The organism is Psychrobacter sp. CX21 (assembly GCF_057396255.1).
Genome location: NZ_JBXYJG010000025.1, coordinates 1 through 22,927, shown reverse-complemented (window position 1 = coordinate 22,927; position 22,927 = coordinate 1). Strand labels below are relative to the sequence as shown.

At 38.9% G+C, this 22,927-nt stretch carries 20 protein-coding genes; 15 read left to right on the top strand and 5 right to left on the bottom strand.

Features of this window, described 5'->3' with window-relative positions; all coding sequences use genetic code 11:
- Positions 1 to 215: 215 nt before the first annotated feature.
- The 6 genes from AC2SLP_RS11180 (at position 216) to AC2SLP_RS11155 (ending at position 8,153) form a co-directional block, all read left to right on the top strand.
- Positions 216 to 1,208 (top strand): IS110 family RNA-guided transposase, encoded by a 993-nt coding sequence (locus tag AC2SLP_RS11180; protein ID WP_486535649.1) that lies wholly within the window; start codon positions 216 to 218, stop codon positions 1,206 to 1,208.
- A gap of 106 nt (positions 1,209 to 1,314) precedes the next feature.
- A complete protein-coding gene (locus AC2SLP_RS11175; RefSeq protein WP_486536741.1) occupies positions 1,315 to 2,427 on the top strand; it encodes an MBL fold metallo-hydrolase in 1,113 nt (370 codons plus the stop codon).
- Between the two features lie 59 nt (positions 2,428 to 2,486).
- The gene (locus AC2SLP_RS11170; protein WP_486536740.1) at positions 2,487 to 2,876 is read left to right on the top strand and encodes a hypothetical protein; all 390 of its coding nucleotides are present in this window, start codon (positions 2,487 to 2,489) and stop codon (positions 2,874 to 2,876) included.
- 165 nt (positions 2,877 to 3,041) lie between these two features.
- Positions 3,042 to 6,371 carry a type I restriction endonuclease subunit R gene (locus AC2SLP_RS11165; protein ID WP_486536739.1) on the top strand — a complete coding sequence of 1,110 codons (3,330 nt, stop codon included), beginning with the start codon at positions 3,042 to 3,044 and terminating at the stop codon, positions 6,369 to 6,371.
- Positions 6,372 to 6,376: 5 nt separating this feature from the next.
- Positions 6,377 to 7,189: a M48 family metallopeptidase gene (locus tag AC2SLP_RS11160; protein ID WP_486536738.1), complete on the top strand. Its 813-nt coding sequence runs from the start codon at positions 6,377 to 6,379 to the stop codon at positions 7,187 to 7,189.
- Positions 7,190 to 7,265: 76 nt separating this feature from the next.
- Positions 7,266 to 8,153, top strand: coding sequence for an SEL1-like repeat protein (locus tag AC2SLP_RS11155; protein ID WP_486536737.1), 888 nt, complete (start codon positions 7,266 to 7,268; stop codon positions 8,151 to 8,153).
- 61 nt (positions 8,154 to 8,214) lie between these two features.
- Here AC2SLP_RS11155 and AC2SLP_RS11150 read toward each other — a convergent pair whose 3' ends face one another.
- Both AC2SLP_RS11150 and cls read right to left on the bottom strand, forming a co-directional pair.
- Positions 8,215 to 8,454 (bottom strand): hypothetical protein, encoded by a 240-nt coding sequence (locus AC2SLP_RS11150; protein ID WP_486536736.1) that lies wholly within the window; start codon positions 8,452 to 8,454, stop codon positions 8,215 to 8,217.
- Between the two features lie 88 nt (positions 8,455 to 8,542).
- Positions 8,543 to 9,982 carry a cardiolipin synthase gene (gene cls, locus AC2SLP_RS11145; RefSeq protein WP_486536735.1) on the bottom strand — a complete coding sequence of 480 codons (1,440 nt, stop codon included), beginning with the start codon at positions 9,980 to 9,982 and terminating at the stop codon, positions 8,543 to 8,545.
- A gap of 409 nt (positions 9,983 to 10,391) precedes the next feature.
- Here cls and AC2SLP_RS11140 point away from each other — a divergent pair, with 409 nt between their 5' ends.
- The 4 genes from AC2SLP_RS11140 (at position 10,392) to cysG (ending at position 15,651) form a co-directional block, all read left to right on the top strand.
- The gene (locus AC2SLP_RS11140; protein ID WP_486536734.1) at positions 10,392 to 12,077 is read left to right on the top strand and encodes a nitrite/sulfite reductase; all 1,686 of its coding nucleotides are present in this window, start codon (positions 10,392 to 10,394) and stop codon (positions 12,075 to 12,077) included.
- Positions 12,070 to 12,663: a DUF934 domain-containing protein gene (locus AC2SLP_RS11135; RefSeq protein ID WP_486536733.1), complete on the top strand. Its 594-nt coding sequence runs from the start codon at positions 12,070 to 12,072 to the stop codon at positions 12,661 to 12,663. Before AC2SLP_RS11140 ends, AC2SLP_RS11135 begins: the two co-directional genes overlap by 8 nt.
- Before the next feature lie 220 nt (positions 12,664 to 12,883).
- Positions 12,884 to 13,528, top strand: a complete 645-nt coding sequence (locus AC2SLP_RS11130) for a phosphoadenosine phosphosulfate reductase domain-containing protein (protein WP_486536732.1) — start codon at positions 12,884 to 12,886, stop codon at positions 13,526 to 13,528.
- A gap of 650 nt (positions 13,529 to 14,178) precedes the next feature.
- Positions 14,179 to 15,651 (top strand): siroheme synthase CysG, encoded by a 1,473-nt coding sequence (gene cysG / locus AC2SLP_RS11125; protein ID WP_486536731.1) that lies wholly within the window; start codon positions 14,179 to 14,181, stop codon positions 15,649 to 15,651.
- 162 nt (positions 15,652 to 15,813) lie between these two features.
- Here the strand turns inward: cysG and AC2SLP_RS11120 are convergent, their stop codons facing one another.
- Together AC2SLP_RS11120 and AC2SLP_RS11115 are read right to left on the bottom strand one after the other, a co-directional pair.
- Entirely contained in the window at positions 15,814 to 16,362 is a 549-nt protein-coding gene (locus AC2SLP_RS11120) for a hypothetical protein (RefSeq protein ID WP_486536730.1), read from the bottom strand.
- A gap of 162 nt (positions 16,363 to 16,524) precedes the next feature.
- Complete coding sequence (locus tag AC2SLP_RS11115) at positions 16,525 to 17,706, bottom strand: methyltransferase (protein ID WP_486536729.1); 1,182 nt, start codon at positions 17,704 to 17,706, stop codon at positions 16,525 to 16,527.
- A gap of 182 nt (positions 17,707 to 17,888) precedes the next feature.
- On the opposite strand from AC2SLP_RS11115, the gene AC2SLP_RS11110 reads away from it, so the two are divergent.
- The 3 genes from AC2SLP_RS11110 (at position 17,889) to AC2SLP_RS11100 (ending at position 20,346) form a co-directional block, all read left to right on the top strand.
- Positions 17,889 to 19,502, top strand: a complete 1,614-nt coding sequence (locus AC2SLP_RS11110) for an exonuclease SbcCD subunit D C-terminal domain-containing protein (RefSeq protein WP_486536728.1) — start codon at positions 17,889 to 17,891, stop codon at positions 19,500 to 19,502.
- Complete coding sequence (locus AC2SLP_RS11105; protein ID WP_486536727.1) at positions 19,499 to 19,849, top strand: hypothetical protein; 351 nt, start codon at positions 19,499 to 19,501, stop codon at positions 19,847 to 19,849. The genes AC2SLP_RS11110 and AC2SLP_RS11105 overlap by 4 nt, the downstream gene beginning before the upstream one ends.
- 221 nt (positions 19,850 to 20,070) lie before the next feature.
- Positions 20,071 to 20,346, top strand: coding sequence for a helix-turn-helix domain-containing protein (locus tag AC2SLP_RS11100; RefSeq protein ID WP_486536726.1), 276 nt, complete (start codon positions 20,071 to 20,073; stop codon positions 20,344 to 20,346).
- 63 nt (positions 20,347 to 20,409) lie between these two features.
- Here the strand turns inward: AC2SLP_RS11100 and AC2SLP_RS11095 are convergent, their stop codons facing one another.
- Positions 20,410 to 20,898, bottom strand: a complete 489-nt coding sequence (locus AC2SLP_RS11095; RefSeq protein WP_486536725.1) for an HAD domain-containing protein — start codon at positions 20,896 to 20,898, stop codon at positions 20,410 to 20,412.
- 354 nt (positions 20,899 to 21,252) lie between these two features.
- Here AC2SLP_RS11095 and AC2SLP_RS11090 point away from each other — a divergent pair, with 354 nt between their 5' ends.
- Positions 21,253 to 21,744, top strand: coding sequence for a hypothetical protein (locus AC2SLP_RS11090; RefSeq protein WP_486536724.1), 492 nt, complete (start codon positions 21,253 to 21,255; stop codon positions 21,742 to 21,744).
- A 66-nt stretch (positions 21,745 to 21,810) separates the two neighbouring features.
- Positions 21,811 to 22,886 (top strand): IS3 family transposase gene (locus tag AC2SLP_RS11085; RefSeq protein WP_486535053.1). Its coding sequence is split into 2 segments (ribosomal slippage): positions 21,811 to 22,057 and positions 22,057 to 22,886, totalling 1,077 coding nucleotides; the frame shifts between segments, so codons are not numbered across the junction.
- Positions 22,887 to 22,927: the final 41 nt, after the last annotated feature.

Genomic DNA, 22,927 nt, shown 5'->3' with positions numbered 1-22,927 from the left:
CACCCTTGTATCTTGACTGACCCCTTAACGCAATCAACGAGAGTTGATAAACTAAAGCGGTTAATCACGAGCATTGAGAGCATGAGCGCACCCTTAGTGCCTAGACACTGTAGCGTAGATAATGCCCAATGCTCATTTTTATCATCTTAATACTCTGAATGGTATCCAAGTGCCTCAATACGAGTGACACTGCATGAACAAGGGAAGATGACAAGATGACTCATTATATTGGTATCGATGTTAGTAAAGCAAAGCTTGATGTTGCATGGCTTAAAGATGCAGACAAGCTAAAGGTTAAAACCAAAGTATTTAAAAACAACAAAGACGACTTTGATAATCTTATCAACTGGCTAAAAACAAACGTCAGCGATAATTTAAGTGATATACACGTAACCCTTGAAGCAACAGGTGTCTATCATGAGAATGTGGCTTATTTTCTACATGATAAAGGTATTGCTCTAAGTATCGTAAATCCAGCCTATGTCAGAAGCTATGCAAACTCTCTTGGTAGTCGCAATAAAACTGACAAAAAGGATAGCGTCTTACTGGCTCGTTATGCTAATAGTGCTAAGCCAGAACAGTGGACACCGCCACCAGTAGAAGCAAGACAATTAAAGTCATTATTGACTCGTTTAGATGCACTACAGCAAGACTTGCAACGTGAGCTTAACCGTCAAGAAAAAGCATATGCTACTGATACTGCGCCTATTGTGAAGCAATCCATTGGCACTATGATTGATGCTTTAGAAGTTGCTATTGCAAAGCTTAACGATGATATTGATGATCATATCGATAAACATCCTAAGTTAAAGCATGACCAAGAGCTACTACAAACTATCAAAGGTGTAGGCCCTGCCACATCAAGACAGATGCTATCGCTGATGCACAATAAGCAGTTTACTAAAGCGTCACAGGTTGCAGCCTTTATTGGTCTTGTTCCTAGACATATTGAGTCAGGACAGTTTAAAGGCAAATCACGTTTAGCTAAGAATGGTTCAAGTGCTATTAGAGCTAAACTGTATATGGCTGCAGTGGTATCCACTAAATGGAATCCTGATATTAAGGCACAGTACGAGAGGCTGTTAGCCAATGGTAAGTGCAAGATGCAGGCGATTTGCGCTGCTATGCGTAAGCTTGTGCATATCTGCTATGGTGTATTGAAACATCAATCTCCTTATCAGGCAAAAGTTGAATTTATTTCTGCTTGATATTTATTTTTTAAGATGGTATCTACGGTTACTTGTTATTATTTATATAGAAAAATTTAGTGGGTGAGCTGTTTTAAACGGGTAAAGAACGCGTTAAGGTGGATTTATGATACGTACATTTCATCCAGTAGGTCAAGGTGCGTTCTATTCAGAACGTCATGGTAATTTTAATATTGTATACGACTGCGGCTCCACAGCATTTTCAAAGTTTATTTCAGTGGTTGATTCGGCTTTCAAAGATGAAATCATAGATGTTTTATTTATATCTCATTTTGATAATGACCACATTTCATTATTACCAACCTTAAAAAAATCAACGGAAAAAATTAACGTTGTTGTACTACCTCTATTAAATAACCAGCAAAAAAACTTATTATTAAATTTTTATTCTAAATATCCACTTGATCTGTTACAAATAATCGAAGACCCCGAATCATATTTTGACTCAAACACTTCTATTATCCAAGTCCTACCAGCCAATAATATTAAGGAGAGAAGAGAGTTTGAACCTCTTAGCTTAGAAAATATAGTAAATGATAACTCTGATTCAATAATAAATATTCAGAGTGGAACTCCTTTGACTATTCCTTCATCTATGAATAATCAGACATTGAACTGGGTATTTGTTCCTTATAACTATGAAAACAAAGTACGCAGAATTGTATTAAATAGAGAGTTAACTAAAGCAGGCTTTAGTACCAATACATTATCAAATGATGCAAACTATGTTGTTAATGATTTAGGAATTCCTGCCATTCGCTCGAAATTACGTTCTATTTACGATAAATTGTCAGGAAGAATTAATGAAAACTCTATGCTTTTATACTCTGGACCAGATTTATCAAATGACTTTATAGATTGTAACCCTCATCATTGTATTTATCTTTCTACTAGTTTGAATAAATTACATACCTGTATTTGTAAGTCAGGCTGCATATATACTGGCGATAGCGACTTCCATTGCTACAAGTTAAAAAATATTTATGCTGGTTATGTAGATTTTGTTGATGTTATACAAATACCTCATCATGGGTCAAAGCATGATTTTGATTTACAAGCTCTAGAAGGATTCAATCATACGAACCTTCTTATCTCCCATAGAACTACCAGTCAACATCATCCACATGCAGATGTCGTAAAAGAACTTGTAATAAATGGCTTTAATGTGAATTCAGTGAATGAGAATAAAAACTCTGAATTTAATCAATACATTTGGTAGAGTTTAGTATTAGCATTTTACCGCTTTATCCGGTGTTCATTATATAAAGGAGTAACGAAATGGCTATATTTGCAGTAGGTGCATATTACGATGAGGACGTTAGTCAAGAATTTATCGATGCAGGAATCGCAGGTCCAGGTTGGGGAAGTACTGAAGCCCCAGAACTGCACCAATTTATAAGTTCTTTAAAAGTTGGAGATTTAATATATATAAAATCTGCACCACCCAGTAGTAAGAATCTTAAGGTAAAAGCAATAGGTGTTGTATTAAATAATATCATTGAAACCAACTTAGAAATAGTGAGTATAGGACGTCATATTAAGTGGTTAGTTACTGATAGCTTTTCTATCCCTAAACCTAAAGAGAAGAACAATGTTCGTTCAAATACTATGTATGAAGAATTTCATCCAGACGTTCAAAAAATAATTATTGAAAAGTTATTCGGTTAAGTAATAATAATTCATTAAACCTGTTGTAGATTTCATAAATTTATCGAATTCGGTGTAAGTTGTGTACTAAAATTTTAAATCCACTATACCTATCTAGTCAGGTTTAAACTACTAAACCCACCTTAGTACGGTTTAGCTTTTACTATCTAATACATTGAGCCTTATATGGACACCAGCCCAAACATTAATTTCAAAGAAGAATTTAGCGCCAAAATACCTGCGCTAACCTTATTGATGACTTTAGGCTATCACTACCTCTCCCCTCAGCAATGCTCAAAACTGCGCAGTAGCATCAAAACGGTCAATAGCATCAAAACAGGCAATAGCACCAACCAAGTTATGCTATTACCAGTACTGCGTGACTATTTAACCAAACAAACCTTTGTTTTCGAAGGTCAGTCGCATCATTTATCCTCAGCCAGTATTGATAAAATCATTCAACAGCTTAGCCCTGCCCTAAACCAAGGTCTTATAAAAGCCAACGAGATTATTTATGATGCCCTGCTTTATGGCGTCAGCGTCACCGAATTTATTGACGGTAAAAAGACCTCTCAAACCATTCAACTTATTGACTGGGACAATATCGACAACAATGCCTTTCATGTTACCGAAGAAATGGTAGTGCAAAACCGTGATGCCACAGGAAACGTTATTCCCGATATTGTTTGCTTCGTTAATGGGTTGCCTTTGGTGGTTATTGAAGCCAAACGCCCAGACTCAAATAATCCGCATCAATCCACCAATGCTCAAGCGATATCACAGCACTTACGTAATCAAAAACCTCAATATATTCCGCATTTATTTACTTATAGCCAGTTACTCTTAGCTATCAATGGTTATGAAGGACTATATGCAACCTGTAATACCCCTGAGAAGTTTTGGGCGAAATGGACTGAGGAGGACATTAGTGAGTCGGAGTTTCAGCGGCTTAAAAATAACCATTTGCACGCCGAACAGATAGATCGCTTATTTGCGCATAGAAAAATTAGCGACAAACAAGCCTATCAAGCATTAATAGACGCCGGCGAGCTTAGCGTAACCGATCAAGACCGCCTAATAATCAGTTTATTACGTCCGGATAGACTGTTTGATATGATGCGTTTTTATACCCTATTTGACAGTCGTGCCGGCAAGATTGTCGCTCGCTATCAGCAAGTATTTGGTATTAAAGCGTTGGTAGCGCGTATTGGTCAGTTCGATAACTCAAATGGTAAATCGGGCAGCCGTAAAGGCGGCGTCATTTGGCACACCACGGGTAGCGGTAAATCCTTCACCATGGTGTTTTTAGCCAAAGCCTTAATTTGGATGCAAGACTTGGCAGAATGCCGAGTATTTGTGGTTACTGACCGTATTGACTTGGAAAACCAAATCGCTCGTACCTTTATGGCGGCAGGTGCGTTAAGTGATAAAGATCGCCGAGACGCAAAAGCTGCTTCGGGCAGAGATTTAGCCAAAAAGGTGGGTAAAGGCAATCAACGTATTCTGTTTTCGATTATCAATAAATTTGGGGCGGCGGCTCAATATAAGGAATTTTATAACCCCAGTGAAAACATCATTGTACTGGTGGATGAAGGACACCGCAGTCAAAATGGTGAAAATAACATTCGTATGCAGCAAGCCCTACCGAATGCAGCGTTCATTGCCTTTACCGGTACGCCACTGCTAAAAGATGATAAAACTGAAAACAAATTCGGCAAGATTATTCACTCTTATACCATGCAACAAGCCGTGGCGGACAAGACCGTTACCCCACTACTCTACGAAGAGCGCGTGCCTGAGTTAAATACCAATGATGTGGCGATAGATAAATGGTTTGAGCGTATTACCGAAAAACTAAGCGAAAAGCAGAAGGCAGACCTTAAACGTAAATTTGCCAAAAAAGGTCAGGTTTATCAAGTTGAAGGACGTATTGAACTCATCGCTCATGACATATCCGACCATTTTCAAAACTTTAAACAACAGGGTTTGAAGGGTCAACTTGCCTGCGACTCGAAAGCATCAGCGATTCGTTATAAACAAGCACTGGACAGTATTGGTAAAGTGACCTCTGTTGTTGCTATGTCGCCCCCCGATACTCGTGAAGGTCATACCGAGGTGGATGTAGAGAGTAAAGACATCGTACAAAACTGGTGGATGCAAAACGTTTATCCTAACTATGGGTTGGATGATGTTGGGTACACCAAAGATATCATTGAGGACTTTAGCAAGGAGAATGGTCCAGATCTTATGATAGTGGTGGATAAGCTATTAACAGGGTTTGATGAACCAAAAAATACAGTCCTCTATATCGATAAACCGCTCAAGAGCCACAACTTAATTCAAGCCATTGCTCGGGTTAACAGGCTGCATCCAAACAAGCAGTTTGGCTATCTCATCGATTATCGCGGTATTTTAAAGGAGCTCGACACGACTATTGAAGAGTATCAAAACTTGGCAGAACGCACCCAAGGCGGCTTTGATATTGACGACCTAAAAGGCATGTATGCTGCGATGCAAACAGAATACAAAAAACTGCCGATGCTGCATAAAAAGCTATGGGCACTGTTTGATGACGTGCCCAATAAACATGATGGTCATGCATTGCGTCAATCGTTATCACCAAAGATGCAGCTGCGTGATGGCATGGTTGTTGATACCAATCTTAAACGTCGTGACGATTTTTATGCGGCGTTGACTGAGTTTTCTAATACGATGAAGGTGGCGCTACAATCCGCTTCTTATTTTGAAGACAACTTCTTTAATGATAAGCGCGATAAATATAAAAAAGATTTAAAAGCCTTCGTTGGTTTGCGTAAGCAAGTGCGAGAAGATGCCAATGAGACCATCAACTTTGACGAATATGAAAATGATATTCGCAATTTACTCAACAAACACGTTGCTGGGTTAGAGGTTAAAGAACCAGAAGGCGCTTACTTAGTAGACAATATGGGTAAAGATGCTAAACCTGAACAATTAACAGATAACGATGCGCGCAATAAAACCGATAAAATTACCAGTCGTATCACTAAAATTATTGAGCAAGATTTGGCGGATGATCCTTACGCCCAAGAATATTTCTCAAAACTTTTGAAACAAGCGATTGAAGACGCCAAGGCTATGTTTGATGCCCCTATTAAACAATACATGATGTTTGCTGACTTCGAACAAGCGGTTAAAGACCGTAATGTGCCTGACGTCCCCAAAGTGTTTGTCGATAAAGCGGGCAAACATAACAAACACGCTCAGGCTTATTTTGGCTTATTTAAGCATTTATTTAATTCTAGTTTTTTGCAAGATAAAGGTCTTGATAAGGATACGATGGTTAGTTATGCGTATCAGATTGACGATATAGTGAACACTGCGGTGGCAGAAAACTCATTGAATCAGTCGCAGATAGAAAAACAAATCAACCTCAAGATTATTCCTTTGTTATATAAACCGCTAGGTACTGATAAAGCAAAAGACATGGTAAGCGAAGTGATTAAGATAGCGCGTCTTGGTCTGTCGCGAGGCTAATGATAATGAATGATACGCCAATTAAATCAGTAAGCGATTCACTAAGCAACTCACTAAACGGCTCACTAAGCAATACAGACTTAGCTAAACTGCATTATGGGCAAGATATTATCCACTATAAAGTAGTTCGCAAAGACAATAGTCGCAAATTGCGAATTAAGATTCACCCCGATCAACGGGTAATCGTCACAGTACCACACCATACCACCGATGAATTTATTCAAGCTACTGTTAATAAAAGGGCGCGCTGGATTTGGCAACACCTGCAAGACTTCGCCAATCACAAAAGTGACGTTTTGCCAAAGCGTTATGTCAGCGGTGAACCACAGTTTTATTTAGGTCGCAGGTATGTACTTAAAGTGAATGTAGACCCATCACAAAAAAACAGTGTTAAGCTATACCGTGGTAAGTTAACGGTGACGCTCAATAAGGATTTCGAGGATTTAGATAATAGAGCATTAAAAATTAAAAAATTGTTAGAAAGCTGGTATCAGGATAAAGCAAAAGCTGTATTTGATCAGCGTTTAACCGCTGTATTACCCAAAGCAGATTGGGTAGAGGATAAGCCATCATTTAGGCTGCTATCTATGCAAAAGCAATGGGGCAGCTGTTCGACTCAAGGCAATTTAATACTAAATCCACACTTGGTTAAAGCCCCAAAAGAATGCATCGACTATGTAATATTGCACGAGCTGTGTCATATTGCCGAGCACAATCATAGTGACAGATTTTGGCGGCTACTGAGTCAAGTCATGCCGCATTGGCAAGCCGTTAAAACTCAGCTTGATAGCATGGCTGAGCTTTATTTGAATGAATAACAAATAGTCTCTATTTTTAAACCCTGTTTTAACTAAGTTCTAGTTTAGAACCTTTAAAACTACCTAAGGAATATGCGTGATATCACTAACAAAGTTCGTACTAAATTCTCTAGTAGGCACTACCCTATTGTTAACCGTAACCAGTAACGTCAACGCGATCAGCATTGACGTGCAAAGCCTAGATGAATACAACACTGTTATAGCCACATGTCATGCTCAGTATCAAGCACATTTGCCTTCAATGCCTTCAATTAAGCCTAGCCAGCCGCTGATTGTCGAAAACGATAATTCCGAAATGCTTGACACCGCTGAGCGTTTTTTAGATAGAGTTATCATGCATGAAGATTTCGCTAACCTGCCAGATCCTATTTATTTAGGTAATGATGACGAGTTCGTTGCCATGATCAATACAGATCAATTATCTTTAGAGGAGGTATCGTACTTATTACTAGGATTATTTCGGACTTATATTACGGGTGAATATGTACCTAGAGATGATGTGAAAGCAGTCGAATATTTAACTAAAGCGGTGGATTATTTTGAATTGGAAAATCCTGGTAACCTTTCAGGGTTAGTTTATATTGTCACTATGTTTTCGTTTACAGACAGTGATGATAGCGCCTTAATATCTGAAGATGACGCCATATTATCTGAAAGTGATTCAAGGTACGGTGATGTCATAGAAGAAAGAATATTCGCTTTATTATTAGAATCAGGATCGATAGATACTCAGGCTTTATTTCTTAAAAATTATATTAAAGATTCACAATCAACCTGTGATGACGTTTTAATCGAAGATTTAACCGCGCTAGCTAATAAAGGCAGTTATTATGCGATTCATGGACTTGCAGAGATATATGGACTACTAAATGAAGAGCAGCCAAACAAATACGAGGAACAGCTAAAATATTGGCAAGATAGAGCGGCTAAAGCGCCCCTTGTTGATAGAATTGGCCGAATATAATTAACGCTGTATAGGGGTTATCAAGTAACTATTTTAGACTTCTTTGATGCCGTAATTGGAATTAGCGATAACTTAGTATCACCTCGATTTGTTCAACCGTCATATTTCTTAATAAAGCCTGCTCTTCTACGGGCATTCTGTTTTTGTGCTCTTTGATCATCAAGTCGAGCTGGCGGGCAATGACTGATGTTGATTCATAATATAAATTGGGTTGCTCTTTGACCAGCTTTTGAAGGTACTGCTTGACGAGGCGCTTTTTTTTGTCTGCATTGAGCTCTTCAGTGTTATTAAATTGCGACATTTATATTTCCTTTTGATATTTTATATTCTTTAATATTTTATATTCTTTAATTTTCAATACATTTTACGAGATGTTTATAGTCATACTGCTATAAAACTGGCCCTAGAGTGGCGATAATATGATTCCAGATTCGATAATAAATTGGCCAATCTCGTACTTGATCAAGTGTGACTGGATCTGAATCCTCAATATAAGTGTATTGACGCTGAATTATCTGCTGGGTTAGGTTTTTGTCATAAAAAATTGCGTTATTTTCATAATTTAAATCAAAACTACGCAGATCCAAATTGGTCGAACCGACCATACATATTTGCTCATCTATGGTTAAGGTCTTGGCATGTAATAGCCCCGGCTTATACTCATATATCTTAATACCTGCTTCAAGTAGCTGCCGATAATAACTATGACTGGTGGCGGCAACAATAAAAGAGTCGTTCTTTTTTGGAAAAATCATGGTGACATCAACGCCTCGATAGGCGGTAGCACATATCATGTTAATAAGCGTATAGTCTGGTACAAAGTACGGAGTGGAGATAATGAGCGACTCTTTGGCTTGGCTCATCAAGGTGCTTAATAACTGTGGTGTTGTACCTTGTCGCTGCGTAGGTCCATCTCCAAATACTTGCGCAGGGATACCTTCTGGATGATGATCAGTGATATAGGGGAAGCTGTTATAATCTGCATGCTCATCCTCCATCATCCAATCGCTTGCAAATAGCATTTGGTTTTGAGCCACAATTGGTCCCTCAACCCGTAGCATAATGTCTACCCATGGCGCGTATTTAGGCTTAATTCGAAATTCTGGATCGGCACTGTTACGGCTACCGATGTAGCCAACTTTGCCATCAATAACGGTTATCTTTCTGTGGTTTCTTAAATCAATACGGCTAAATAACACAACCTTAAGGATATTGCGTATAGGCAGTGCCACATTCACCTCTACGCCAGCATCCTTCATACGTTGCCATAGTGGCGATCTCACAAGCTTACGAGATCCAAGCCCATCTACCATAGCACGGCATCTCACCCCGCGTTTAACTGCACGAATTAAAGCATCAGCAATTGCTGTACCCATGCCATCTTCTAACCAAATGTAATACATAACGTGAATATGGTCGGTAGCGGCATCAAAATCTGCTATCATTCGCTGCTGGGTCGTATCGGCATCCGCCATAAGCTCAGCTTTGTTACCCGCTACCAAGTTAAAATAATTGGTTTTGGCAGCGTAGCTAAATCCATGCTTGTATTCAGGCTTTACTACGTCGTTCAAAAGCGTTTGATCGCCCAAAACTTTTGGATAGTTTGAATGTAAGGTTTGTCTGATTTTCTCATAGCGCCTAACGAAGTTAACCCCTAAGTGAACCTCACCAAACATCCAATATACTAGGACACCAAAATACGGCAAGACAAACAATATGACAATCCACGCAAGTCGTGCAGGTGATGTAATGTTATCACGCGATAACACCCTAAGTGATATCACAAGCCATACTATAAAGTGTAGGGTTAAAAATATGTCTACTAGCATAAAGTGACCATTGTTAACTAAATTTAGCTTTTTTATTCAAATATCATATTTCAATTCATGTTGTATGATACTTTTAATACTACGATGACGTAAGTCAGCATTATATGAGTATAGCTAGTCTTAATTTAGGTTTTAAGTTTAATACTGTAGTTTTTAACAATATGATTTAAATATCGTTAAATCTTAGACTTAGTTTTATAATAAAATAACTAATAATTCTATTAGGTATCAGCTATGACATTATTTGCACTTTATTAGCATTCAACTAGCACTTTATGAGTACTCAATAACTAAATTTGCTTAACCTATGCCTAGTTTGTATATCTATATGTCAGATATGAATTTATAAATAACACCTAGCCTAGGTACTATAGCGTCATGATTTTTTCAAAGTAAGGGCATCTTTATAATGTACAAATACACTCATGCGGATCAAGCCATGGTAGATGAACGGGTAGAGCAGTTTCGCGACCAGACCCGTCGCTTCCTAGCGGGAGAGCTTCCAGAAGAGCAATATTTGCCATTACGTCTGCAAAACGGTCTTTATATACAGCGCCATGCGCCCATGCTACGTATCGCAGTTCCTTATGGGTTAATGGCAAGCTATCAAGTGCGTAAGCTTGCTGACATTACCCGTCGTTATGACAAAGGGTATGGGCACTTTACAACACGTACCAACCTACAGCTAAATTGGCCAAAACTTGAAGAAGTTCCCCAAATACTAGCGGAATTAGCTTCGGTACAAATGCATGCCATTCAAACCTCTGGCAACTGTATTCGTAATACCACAACAGACCCCTACTCTGGTATCAATGCCAATGAAGTAGAAGATCCCCGTCCTTATTGTGAAATCATTCGTCAGTGGTCAACGTTTCACCCTGAGTTTGCGTTCTTACCGCGTAAATTTAAGATCGCCGTTATTGGAGCACCCGAAGACCGTGCTGCTACTCAAGTGCATGATATTGGGCTGCATATTTTAAAAAATGAAGAGGGCGAGATTGGGTTTGAAGTGATTGTTGGAGGTGGTCTGGGCCGTACACCTGTGATTGGTAAAACGATTAATAAGTTTTTACCGCGTCAGCATTTGTTAAGCTACTTAGATGCAATCTTGCGTATCTATAATTTTTATGGTCGCCGTGATAACAAGTACAAAGCGCGTATAAAAATATTGGTCGAAAGTATGGGCACACGTGAATTTACGAAGCTGGTTGATGCTGAATGGAATACCTTTACTAAAGATGGGCCACTTACGTTAACAGATGACAACTTTGCCACAGCAAAAAGTCATTTCTCCTCATTTGACTATGAGAAGATTGATGAGCTCGCCAGCAAAACTAAGCTGAGCCAGCAATTAAAAAGTAATAAAGCATTTGCAGATTGGTATGCTCGCAATACAGTGGCGCATAAGGTCGCGGGCTACAGTGCTGTCATTATGTCACTTAAAGCTGGCTTGGTAGATGGCAAATATGTACCTGCCGGTGATGTGACTCATGAGCAGTTAGATAGACTCGCGGACTTAGCGGATCAATACAGCTTTGGGGAAATGAGAGCCACCTATCAGCAGAATTTGGTATTCGCCGATGTTAAGCAAACCGACCTATTTGAACTATGGGAAGCGTTAAACCAAATAGATTTAGCACGTCCCAATATCGGAACCTTAACCGATATGATCGTCTGCCCTGGTTTTGACTTATGTGCTTTAGCAAATGCCACGACTTATAACATTGCAGAGCAAATAGAGAAGCATTTTGATGATTTAGATTACCTATATGATCTTGGTGATATTCAGCTCAATATGTCTGGCTGTATGAATGCCTGTGCGCATCATCACGTAGGCGATATTGGTATCCTAGGTGTCGATAAAAAAGGCGAGCATTGGTATCAAATCAGCTTGGGCGGCAGCTCCAAGTCCGATGCTCGAATCGGTACCATATTAGGGCGTTCGGTCGCAACCGATGAGGTGGCATCAACTTTAGAAAAAGTATTGGATGTATATACCAATCAGCGCCAAGTTGAGGGTGATAATGCCGAGCCATTTGCAGACTTCGTTCATCGTGTCGGCATTAAGCCATTCAAGGAGGCCGTATATGGGTAGTTTCCATATTTTAAATGATGAAGCCGTTAATATTACTGCAAACGACACTTGGTATGCATTGGATACCAAAGAGCTTCCTGATCCTGTATTCATCAGAAGTATTGATTTGAGTGAGCTTATTAATAAAGAAGAGCGCTTGGATGTGATACTCCCCGTAACGGATGTGATCAATCCTAAAGGGCTGCTTGCTGAGCTGTTGACACTCATTGCCAATCGTACGAGCCGTACTGGGCTATGGTTAGATACCAGTATGGACATGGAAGATATTGATTTGTTAATCACTGCTCAAAGTGATGTGAATAATACGATATTACATAATCTTGATTTGATTGTATTGTATCAGCCCAGTTTCGCTGATGGTCGAAGTTTTAGCCAAGCACGTCATTTACGTCAGCTTGGGTATAACGGAGAGATACGCATCTCTGGTGACTTTGGACGCGATCAAATCGCTTATTTAAAACGTGCGGGTGTCGATAGTTTTATGTTGGCTGAAGAGTTAGTAACTGATGATATATCAACCGCTTTTAAGGCACTACCTTCCTCATACGATGGCAGTGATGCTGATGCGTTACCTATGTTTCGTTAGATAGGCGTATTTTAATTCGCCATTAGTCTTAAGTCAGCTTTGAACGGTTTTAATGAGTCACACTAGTTAGCTACGCTGTTAACCTCAAAGAGCTCTTAAATAGAATAGTTATAAGAGCTTTATTTATCTTTATTATGAACCTAACATATTAGGCCTATTAGTTAAGTCCATTCGTAATGAAGTTAGTAGCACTCTAGCTCATCCACAATAAGAGAATACTATGCAGCAGCCCACCTTAATGCAGCGCTTAGATACCGAAGCGTACAATTCAAAACTTCAAAATAAAAGTCCTATTCAAATCATAGAATGGGCTGCTGAGCATGCGCAAAATCCGATCTTAACCACTAACTTTAGACCCCATACGGCAGCCATTCTACATCTGGTCACTCAGGTGATGCCAAACATCCCTGTGCTTTGGGTAGATACGGGGTACAACGTTGATCCTACCCTTGAGTATGCTAACAAAATTACGGACCTTTTAAATCTCAATCTGATAGTGCGGCATCCTGATAATAACGAGGCTTTAGCTAAGTTCCGCCGCGAAGGCATTCCAATGCCTAGCGATGCTAATCATGATGCGTTTACCCAATTGGTTAAGATAGACCCTTTCCAAAAAGCGCTCAATGAGTTCAATCCTGATGCGTGGATTACAGGAATCCGTAGCGATCAAACCGAATTTCGTAAATCCCTAGACATATTAAGCAGAAGCGCCACAGGTATTTTAAAAATTGCGCCTATTTTCCACTGGTCAAAGCAAGATCAATTAGCGTATATCGCCAAACATAACCTACCAGATGAGCAGCGTTATTTCGATCCTACTAAGGTTGAAGAAAACCGTGAGTGTGGGCTGCATACTCAGCTTTAAATTTCAGCCTAAATTAGCTCTCAGCTTTAATTAAATCAAAAACCTAGTAGTTTATGCCCCTAGTTTAACGCTTTAACTAAGCTATAGAACTAGGGGTTATTGTTATCCTAATTAAGTGCGACCTATAATAGTTTAAAATATAGAGCCGTATTATTAAATGGTAGCTTATGAATAACTATTATGTACTCCTACCACTTTGTGTTGCATGATCTAAATTGCGCCATAGCTATCAGTTGAAGCAATCAGAACTCGCTGTAAAAAATGGGATTATCTGAAGCTAGTTTTTTTAAAGTTGAAAGCGTTAAAGATATTAAGCTGTCCACTTTGCAGAAGTATGTACACTCATTAGATGAAGAAGTATCTATTACCGCAAAAACGCCTGATGGTGAACTCAATTTAATATAAACAACCTTATACATTATTGATAACTATATTTAACTTATTATCCGCTTGATAACAGATTTTAATCAAATCGTATAAAGTACTTGCGAATAAACTTCTTTTTTCAATATAACTGCACATAGTCCTTTATACCATCATATACGTATAGCTTATGAATAATAAGAATTTAGTAATCGCCAAGTCTTTAATGATAGTCAAGCAAAAATACGACATAATATCAGCTTATTTTAAAAGTAAGTTATAGATATATGAACACCTTTCCTCTATTTTTTAAATTAACCAATCAACCTGTCTTAATCGTAGGTGGCGGCGAAGTAGCACAGCGTAAAGCAGATTTGTTGTCTAGAGCTGGCGCTTATATTACTATTCTAGCGCCGCATATAAGTGATGAGATTCACCACTTACTGTCCGATAGTAAGCATACGCTTATTACTGAGCAATATGATAAAAAGTATTTAGTGGGCAAACGTATCGTAATCGCTGGTACTGATGATGAAGCACTCAATAATCAAATTCATGCCGATTGTAAGGCATTAAATATTCCTGTGAACGTGGTCGATACCCCGCCCTTATGCGACTTTATTTTTCCAGCCATTGTAGATCGCAATCCCATTGTTATCGGCATCTCTTCAAATGGTAAAGCTCCAGTACTTGCCCGCCTAACCCGTGCTCGATTAGAAACCTTAATCCCGCAAGGTTATGGCAAATTGGCCAAGCTTGCCGGTGATATGCGCGATGAGGTGAAATCAAAAATACCAACGCTTACTGGTCGTCGCCAGTTTTGGGAAAAGGCCTTTGAAGGTAAAGTGAGTGAGCTTATGTTTGCTGGTCGTGAGGCTGAGGCTGAGCGAGCCCTTAAAGCAGATTTAGAAGCAACTCATAATAGTCTTAACGATTTAGGCTCTAATAAAAGCGCTGTTTCAGATAGTCCTCAAAACGTAGGTGAAGTTTATATTGTCGGTGCGGGTCCAGGTGACCCAGAACTTCTAACTTTTAAAGCTTTAAGATTAATGCAGCAAGCTGACATTGTCTATCATGACGCATTAGTCTCTGACGCTGTGCTGGATCTGTGCCGCCGTGATGCTGACAAAGTGTTTGTCGGAAAAAAACGCAGCAATCACGCGGTTGCTCAAGACAATATTAATCAACTATTGATTGATAGTGCCAAACAAGGCAAACGCGTCGTACGTCTTAAGGGCGGAGATCCTTTCGTATTTGGGCGTGGTGGTGAAGAAATACAAGCGCTACGAGCGGCAAATATTCCCTATCAAGTCGTACCTGGTATTACCGCTGCTGGTGCCGCCTCTTGCTATGCCGGTATTCCGCTTACCCATAGAGATCTGGCACAGTCGGTAAGGTTTGTCACCGGTTTCTTAAAATCTGGCGAGCCCAATACTGGCTTTGCCGCATTAACCAATCCCACCGAAACGATCATATTTTATATGGGTCTACATTCCATAGAGCGATTGACCAAAGGACTTATCGATGCAGGACGATACGCCGATACGCCGATTGCAATCATCTCTCAAGCCAGTTTACCGAATCAACAAATTATGACTGGTACCTTACAAGATATCGTTGCTAAACATGAAGCCAACCCATTACCTACCCCTGCCTTATTGATAGTTGGTAAAGTGGCTCAGCTGCATGATGAGCTAGCCTGGTTTGGAGCAAACATTGTGGATACCGACCAACAGGCGCATGCACTGAATATGGTTTAGCGCCATTAAATTATCGTTCGATTAATAGATTTTAGTAATTAAATAGCCTTCGTATAATATACAAGGGCTGTTTTTTTATTTCTATGATATACAAGGGCTGTTTTTTTGATTTACATGATATATAAAATCTTAAATTAATTAGGCTATATATTATTAAATAGATTAATGTTTAGGTAAAACAATACTACCTAATATAAGACTACTAAGACCACCAACTGCGGTAACTGATAACGTTATAGTTAACAAAACTTCATTAAATCCATTCATCCCTCTAAATATATCGCCTTTTGAAACAATGGCTATCCCAAAGATTATTATAATAGCGTATAGAAAACTCACTAGAGCGCCTAAGAAAAATAGATACCCCCAATCAGAAGCTTGTCGTAACTTCTTTTCATCATAAACTAACTTTAGCGCCACTATAAGTGAAGGGACGATGCCGCAGACTGCCCCACCTAGTAAAGCCGTTATCAAAATATCTAACATATAATACGAATTGGATATTCCTAATGGCAGCCATATTATTAAGCCGCCTAAAACACCGCCAAAAAGGATAAAACAGGTTATGATTTTAGACGTAGGATATTCAGTGATCTCAAAATAACCGATCTGCGAGTCAATCGAGGATAGTGATGAATCAGAGCATTCTTCAAGGTTTTGTTTATTTGAACTTAAATTTTGTTGAGGTTGAGGCTGAAGTTCTGATGTCATAGTAATTTTCCATTGAGGCAATTAATCATAAGAAAGTGATAATAATTTTGGTATTGACTAAACAATACCCGCCTTAAATGGATAAACGATGTATAAAATAAGAAAAGCCAATGGGTTTAGTTCAGTCTTCTAGTGTATGTAAGACAACTAAAACTCCTAACTTTAATACAAACACCAAAGTGACGTAACCTCAGAACTACGAGCAACATATAAAGGATCACTCTTGTCTTGACTTTTACTATGCGTAGGCTCCGTATCTAGACGATATTTTACGGTCAATCCAGCCTCTTCAAACCAACCTAATAGTTCTTCACGGGTACGCAACTTTAAATGCTCTGCCAAATCTGACAAAATGAGCCAAACCTCGCCATTTTCCGCCAAACACTGCTTTGCCCCCATCAAAAACCCGCGTAGCATGGTACTATTGAGATCATAAACGGCATATTCTAATGGCGAGCTGGGTTTAGCTGGTAACCAAGGGGGATTGCAGACAATAAGATCTGCTTTTGGAGCATCCTCTGGAAACAAATCTGTCTGCTGTAACGTCACGTTTGAGAGCGACTGGCGGCTGAGATTATCTTGAGCACAATCAAGCGCCCGCGGGTTTAAATCGGTCGCTACAATCTGCTTAAAGCCGCGTTTAGCGAGCACTATAGTCAGTAGCCCTGTCCCCGTTCCTATGTCATAAGCCACTTTTTGCTTATCAGGAAGTGGCGCATCAAGTAACAACTGAACGTATTCCTGACGTGTCGGCGCAAACACGGCATAATGAGGGTGAATGGATACCCCTAATGCGTGTATAGGTACACCTTTTTCACGCCACTGCGCCGCACTCACTGCCCCCTGTAAATCCCGAAATGACATAACAACGGGTTCGTCTATTTGACCAAAAGCCTCAATACAGGCAGCCCTAACTTCAGGCGCACGGCGAAGATTAAGCTCAAAGTCAGGTTCAAACTTCAATAGCAACCGACTTAGCAAGCGTGCACGCTGCGATTGCGCCAGTCGATTTTGATGGAATAAGTTTGCTAAGACTTGTTGCTGCTCAGAGTCATTATTCGGTTTAATTTTTTGTTTTGCTTTTGCTTTGCTTAGTTTTCGTTGTTCAGCTTTATCTATACGTCTATTTAGGGCTTGAAGTAATTGACGAGCATTATGGTAATCCCCGCGCCATAGCATGGATGTGCCAGCATTCGCCAAACGGTACGCGTCATCAGCACTGGTTTTATCATTGGCGATAACCATACGTTTAGGGGGCGCATGTCCACTTTGAGATAACCATCTGGCTTGATTTTCAACCCCATCTTCTTGCCACTGTACATACTGATTTGCTTGTTTTAACACGTATTAACCTTCTTTGATATCCTAGTCTATATTTGAATTATCTGCATAAATTTTATGATCATCATACACGAATCCCTAATTATAAACTGTCCTTTGAGACTAATATAAAACAGTCACTTATCAGTAAGCTAAAACCTATTTATGGTATGATATTTATCTAAATTTGTGTTGAATCTTACCTTATGTCAAACCGTCACACACCGTCAACCGTACCCCAATCTCGTAAATCCTTAACCATACTGCATACCTCCGACTGGCATCTTGGGCGCCGTCTATATGGGCAAATGCGCTATGATGAATTTGACGCCTTTTTGGAATGGCTTGAAAACAGTATCCGCCAGTATGCAGTCGATGTCTTAATTGTAGCGGGCGATATTTTTGACACCATGACCCCAAGCAATAGAGCGCAGGCATTGTATTATGAATTTTTGGGGCGGGTTGCCTTTTCTAATTGTCAGCATATCGTGATTGTTGCAGGCAATCACGACTCCCCTACCTTTCTTGATGCACCCAGTAATCTATTAAAGTCTTTAAATGTGCATGTGGTCGGTACAGCTTGTGAGGATTTAAAAGATGAAGTGATTACGCTCACCGATAACCAAGGCACTCCGTCTTGCATCATTACCGCAGTGCCTTATTTGCGTGACCGTGATGTGCGCAGTAGCCGAGCTGGTGAATCTGATAGTGATAAAGACAGTAAAGTCATTGAAGGTATTAAAGCCCATTATGATGGTGTCGCAGAAATTGCCAAAGCTCGGCAAGGTAAGCTAATTGAGCAGTACCAACGCCATATTCCGATTATTGCTACTGGTCATTTGTTTGCCTCTGGTGGACGTACTACAGATGATGACGGCGTTCGCAATTTATACGTTGGCTCATTGGGTAAAATATCGGCTGATATGTTTGCAGACTGTTTTGATTATGTGGCGCTGGGTCATTTGCATGTACCACAACGCATCGGTGGTCGTGAGCACATTCGTTATAGTGGCTCACCTATTGCGATGGGCTTTGGAGAGGCTCGCCAGCAAAAACAAGTTTTGTTGATTCGGTTTGGCGACTTTATAAATATGCCGTCAGATGCCGCTCATGCGTTTCCGTCTATAGTAGATGATACCTTGGTAACGACTCCCTCCAAAACACCCATTTTTGAAAGTTCGTCAAATAAACCAACTAAGCCTATACCCGAAACTCAAGCCAATCTATTTATGGATGATTTGTTTGCTAATATTGATGAGTCGCTTAACGAGGGAGATAGAGAGGAATACAATAAAAATAAAGCTTCTGAAGAGTTCCCGACTGTTATAGATAGCTTAGATAAAGATACCGCTAATCCTACTTCTATTTATCACGATCAAGATAAGCAAATGCAGATTATATCTGTCCCCATCCCTACCTTTCAAAAGTTAATGCAAATAAAAGGCAATATGGAGCATATTCAGCAGTCCATAAATGCGCTCCCGAAAGATGAGGTTGTTTGGTTAGAGGTTATTTACGACGGTAAAGACATTGTTAGTAATTTTAAAGAAGTAGTAAACGATTTGATTGAAGATACTCTACTAGTAGCACTTAAAACTCCCAATTTGAATAATTATAATAAAACTTTAGAAGCTCAAGATAGTACCGAGACGTTAAAAGATTTAAATGTAATTGAAGTGTTTGAGCGCTGTATGACGGTGCATGATATCGCCGAGTCGCAAAAGGATGAGCTACGCGATGCTTATCAGCAGATATTGTATGAAGCGAGTCAGGAGGATGTGAATTCTGGGAATAAAATGAACTTTAGAGATCAAATATGAATATTAACCTAACTTTACTAGCACTTGTACTGTCTTTGGTACTTCTTATTCTAGCTATTTTAGAATTGGTATTAATGTATCAAAAAAGAGAGTTTAAATTATTTATGTCTGCTATCGTCCTCATGATTGTAGGCACTTTTGCAAATTTGGAAGCTGCAAATCTCAACTTTATGATAGCGTTTGTTTTGACGGTTGCCATCATAATCGTTAAAGTAATATTTTATAAGCGACATAAATTAGATAAATTTGTTCGAATCGTCTTTTATCTACAAATGGCTTTGATAGCTATCAGCTTTATAATGCTTATACCAACCGTTTTATATCTTTCAAATTTAGGTGCAGTATAGTTAAGGACAACGCATTATCCGAAAAATCATCGTGTGTTCCCTTAGGGTTTGCTAAGCGCACCATTTGAATTATTGTATATAATTGCTGAGTTAAACACACCCTGCCGGCCTATCAGCAAATTTTGCATTAAGCGAGTTATGAATGTATTAATTAGGTTCAGGTTTGATTAAATCAGTATAAGAAGCTTGCGTAGTGTTATATATCTATAAAGGAGCACACGATGACTAGATACACGTCTGTATTCGATGCCATAAGTGATACGCCCGTTCAAAGTGCTAACTTAAAAATGCGTGCTGAAATAATGCACCATATTACTGATTTGATTGAGCATATGCACCCTATATCAATTGCTCAAAGTGAGATTGCTGAACGTTGTGGCATTACTCAACCTCGGCTAAATGATTTATTGAAAGGAAAAATTAGCAAATTCAGCTTAGATGCTCTCGTCAATATAAATGTAAACTTGGGCATTGATATTAGTTTAGATTTTACTTAAAGGAAGTCAGAAGATGATTTGGTGGATGTGGATTGAGTTCATCGACTGGTTTTAAATCCACGCCTATGAGCGGTTTTTATCATCTATTTGATTTTCGCCTAACAAAATAGCTAACGCTTTTTTAGCACCTTCCATTGTTAGTCCTTCATGAAAACGAGTTTCTACCCATTTTGCTTTTATACTTACCGGCAAATTACGTAAACTTTTATCATCATCTATAATTACAAAATTCTCTTTTGGATACTGACTAACCCAAGCCATAACCTCATCACACCTGACGCCAAGCTCATCAAACTTCGATGCTGTTTTAACTTTGCTAATATGACTTGTCACTATACCTCGTTTTGCGAATATTTGAATCCATTGGTTATTATCATAATGAATACGGTATGTGGTGGTGAGTACGATTTCTGCCTGCGTTATCTGTAGAATAGTAGCTAAATTATTAACGCAGGTTTCATTAAATGCCATAAAGCCATCATTAAGTTGTTGAACAGAACGCCATATAGGTGTTGTCACCATTACACCATCTAAGTCTAGAAGAATTTTCATAACTTATTAGTTCCCGTTGGCAGCGCACCGCGCACCTTTTAAATAATTATATTTATTCCTTGTTAAACGTATTTTAAGATTAATAATTTGGAGCGTTCAACTATTCTTTATTTTCTAATAATGGTGATTATACTGCTGATTGGGATGCGATAGTGTGACGTACATCTTAGATAAAGATGATGATTAAGTCTGAGTGTATAGTGATTTGCTGGGCTAAAAGCCCAGCCTACGTTTGCTAAGTTTTGCTTATAAGCAGATATTGCACGAGGCAGTGAATGAATCTGTTAATTATGGAAAATTATAATTCACTCTAACATTTATATACATTTCCTTATTACTTTATAAGAATAAAACATGACTGAAAAAAATATAAACTTACTAGATAATGAATCTGAAAAAGCAAGGTTCGCAATTAATATGCTACCTACTGCTCTATTGCTGCACGCATCTACTGATTCAAAGAGTATTGCAAAAGGTTTTAAACAACTATATAAAAAACCCATTAAGCAAAAAATAAAATTAGCTGATACTTTTAATAATTTATTTAAAACTCGAAATACTAGACATTTTAGTTTTACTGATTTTGATTTACTTGAAGGTGAAATATCTAAAGATCCTTATAAAATGTTATTAAAGTCATTGGGTTCAGATAGTTTTACAGAGCTATATGAGCATGCAAATTTTTTAGATGAATGTATAGATCAGCCGTTTGATAAAAATATAATCTTCGTAATGAAAGACTACTTGGAGTCTAAATTTAATTATTCTAATAATGATATAGTAGATACTATGTCAGTTGATGACTTTTACACTTGTTTGATTTTAAGTTTTATAGCCCATCTGTAACTATCCCCTAAAATAACACAGCTCAAACGTAGAATTTCTTATAAAATACCCATAAGGAGTTTTAACATGAGCAAACGAATGACTGAAACCCAAATAGTATCAATCTTAAAAGAAGCAGAAGCTGGAATACCTGCCAAAGAGCTGTGCCGTAAATACGGTATTGCTAGTTCAACCTACTACAAGTGGAAGTCTAAATACGGAGGTATGGAAGCCTCTGACGTCAAGCGACTAAAAGAACTAGAAGAAGAAAACCGTAGGCTTAAACAGATGTATGCTGATTTAAGCCTCAAATCACAAATGCAGGAAGAAATCATAAAAAAGCTATAGCGCCTGTCCATGAACGTAAAGTCTGGGCACAAGAACTGCAGGCGCAGTATGGTGTTAGTATTGTGGTTAGCTGTCAGGTGGTCTGCATGAGTCGAACTGCTTATTACTACAAGCCTAAACTATCTGATGACAGTGAGATTATTGATGTCTTAAATGAGCTTACTGACAAGCATAATCGCTGGGGTTTTCCAAAGTGCTTTAAGCGTATGCGAGCACTTGGCTATTCATGGAATCACAAGCGCGTACATCGTGTTTACAAAGCGTTAAACTTAAACCTACGCCGTAAGACTAAAAGGCGACTGCCAGCACGCAATCCTCAGCCGCTAAGTGTGCCAAGTGCATTAGGGCATACTTGGTCTATGGACTTTATGAGCAATAAGCTACATAACAATATTCGCTTTCGAACCTTTAATGTGATTGATGATTATAACCGTGAAGTATTAGGCATTGATATTGGTACCAGCATCCCCTCACTTCGAGTGATTCGCTACCTTGATCAGCTAGCCGAGTGGCATGGTTACCCTAAGCAAATTCGTGTGGATAATGGTAGTGAGTTTACCTCACACGTATTCACTGATTGGGCATCGGCTCACGGTATTTACATTGACTATATCGAACCTGGTTGTCCTTATCAGAATGCTTATATTGAACGGTTTAATCGCAGTTATCGCAATGAGGTTTTAGATTGTTACCTTTTCAACAATTTAAACGAGGTCAATCAACTGACTGAAGATTGGATTGAGGTTTATAACACCCAAAGACCCCATGATTCACTTGATGATATGACACCTGCCCAGTACAGACAGGTGGCTTAACGATTCTACGATGATGTTGTGTTAAAGATGGGGTATTTACA